We start from the raw sequence: 2,640 nt of genomic DNA on the forward strand, positions 1-2,640 counted from the left end.
GATTCAGTAGCGCGCTCAAGACCCGAAGCGAAGTGATCTATCCATGGGCAGGTTGAAGCGTCGGTAAGACGACGTGGAGGACCGAACCCACTTAGGTTGAAAACTGAGGGGATGACCTGTGGATAGGGGTGAAAGGCCAATCAAACTTCGTGATAGCTGGTTCTCCCCGAAATGCATTTAGGTGCAGCGTTGCGTGTTTCTTGCCGGAGGTAGAGCACTGGATAGCCGATGGGCCCTACCAGGTTACTGACGTTAGCCAAACTCCGAATGCCGGTAAGTGAGAGCGCAGCAGTGAGACTGCGGGGGATAAGCTCCGTAGTCGAGAGGGAAACAGCCCAGACCATCAGCTAAGGCCCCTAAGCGGTGACTAAGTGGAAAAGGATGTGGAGTCGCATTGACAACCAGGAGGTTGGCTTGGAAGCAGCCACCCTTGAAAGAGTGCGTAATAGCTCACTGGTCAAGTGATTCCGCGCCGACAATGTAGCGGGGCTCAAGTCATCCGCCGAAGCTATGGCATTCAGCGAATACATCAGCATCGACTTGATCGGTGTTCAGTGCGCTGGATGGGTAGGGGAGCGTCGTGTGGGCAGTGAAGCGTCGGAGTGATCCAGGCGTGGAGGCCACACGAGTGAGAATGCAGGCATGAGTAGCGAATCACGGGTGAGAAACCCGTGCGCCGAATGATCAAGGGTTCCAGGGTCAAGCTAATCTGCCCTGGGTAAGTCGGGACCTAAGGCGAGGCCGACAGGCGTAGTCGATGGACAACGGGTTGATATTCCCGTACCGGCGAAGTTGCGCCCATGACGAACCCGGTGATGCTAACCACCCGAAACCCATCGGACCGGACCCTTCGGGGCGAGGCTGGTGGGCGGAGCGTGGGACCCGAGCTGGTAGTAGTCAAGCGATGGGGTGACACAGGAAGGTAGCCCAGCCACAGCGATGGTTGTCTGTGGGCAAGCGTGTAGGACGTGGTGTAGGCAAATCCGCACCATCCACTTCAGTGTGGAGTCTGAGACGTGACGCGGAGCCTTATTGGCGAAGTGGGTGATCCTATGCTGTCGAGAAAAACCTCTAGCGAGCAACGAGCCGCCCGTACCCCAAACCGACTCAGGTGATCAAGTAGAGAATACTAAGGCGATCGAGACAACCATGGTTAAGGAACTCGGCAAAATGCCCCCGTAACTTCGGGAGAAGGGGGGCCGGATCCGTGAACCCACTTGCTGGGGGAAGCGGTGATGGCCGCAGAGACCAGGGGAAAGCGACTGTTTACTAAAAACACAGGTCCGTGCGAAGTTGTAAGACGATGTATACGGACTGACTCCTGCCCGGTGCTGGAAGGTTAAGAGGACCGGTTAGACCACTTGTGGTCGAAGCTGAGAATTTAAGCCCCAGTAAACGGCGGTGGTAACTATAACCATCCTAAGGTAGCGAAATTCCTTGTCGGGTAAGTTCCGACCTGCACGAATGGAGTAACGACTTTCCCACTGTCTCAACCATGGACTCGGCGAAATTGCACTACGAGTAAAGATGCTCGTTACGCGCGGCAGGACGGAAAGACCCCGGGACCTTTACTATAGTTTGGTATTGGTGTTTGGTACGGCTTGTGTAGGATAGGTGGGAGACTGTGAAACCCTCACGCCAGTGGGGGTGGAGTCAACGTTGAAATACCACTCTGGTCGTACTAGATGTCTAACCTAGGTCCGTTATCCGGATCAGGGACAGTGCCTGATGGGTAGTTTAACTGGGGCGGTTGCCTCCTAAAATGTAACGGAGGCGCTCAAAGGTTCCCTCAGCCTGGTTGGCAATCAGGTGGCGAGTGTAAGTGCACAAGGGAGCTTGACTGTGAGACAGACATGTCGAGCAGGGACGAAAGTCGGAACTAGTGATCTGGCCACGGCATGTGGAAGCGTGGTCACTCAACGGATAAAAGGTACCCCGGGGATAACAGGCTGATCTTCCCCAAGAGTCCATATCGACGGGATGGTTTGGCACCTCGATGTCGGCTCGTCGCATCCTGGGGCTGGAGTAGGTCCCAAGGGTTGGGCTGTTCGCCCATTAAAGCGGCACGCGAGCTGGGTTTAGAACGTCGTGAGACAGTTCGGTCCCTATCCGCCGCGCGCGCAGGAAACTTGAGAAAGGCTGTCCCTAGTACGAGAGGACCGGGATGGACGAACCTCTGGTGTGCCAGTTGTCCCGCCAGGGGCACGGCTGGTTGGCTACGTTCGGAAGTGATAACCGCTGAATGCATCTAAGCGGGAAGCACGTTTCAAGATGAGGTTTCCCACCCAATAATGGGGTAAGGCCCCCCACAGAACATGGGGTTGATAGGCCGGAGGTGTACAGCAGTAATGCCCAGCCGACCGGTACTAATAGGCCGAGGGCTTGTCCCAACCACGTACAAGACCACACACACGAGTGCAGGCTTGTGCCACACGCGCAAACGAACACAAGATGTTCGCGTCCACTACGCAGTTCCCAACCAACAAACCCACAGGTTTGTGAGGGTTGACAAAGTTACGGCGGCCATAGCGAAACGGGAAACACCCGGTCCCATACCGAACCCGGAAGTTAAGCCTTTCAGCGCCGATGGTACTGCAACCGAGAGGTTGTGGGAGAGTAGGACGCCGCCGGACATACCTT

At 55.9% G+C, this 2,640-nt stretch carries 2 rRNA genes (1 of these 2 cut by a window edge); both read left to right on the forward strand.

From position 1 onward, the window contains the following. A 23S ribosomal RNA gene (locus tag J3P41_RS18355) occupies positions 1-2,390 on the forward strand (it extends 840 nt beyond the left edge of the window). A 125-nt stretch (positions 2,391-2,515) separates the two neighbouring features. Beyond that, positions 2,516-2,633, forward strand: a 5S ribosomal RNA gene (gene rrf, locus J3P41_RS18360). Positions 2,634-2,640 lie beyond the last annotated feature (7 nt).

Source organism: Nocardioides sp. SYSU D00065, from assembly GCF_017916425.1.
Lineage (GTDB): Bacteria > Actinomycetota > Actinomycetes > Propionibacteriales > Nocardioidaceae > Nocardioides.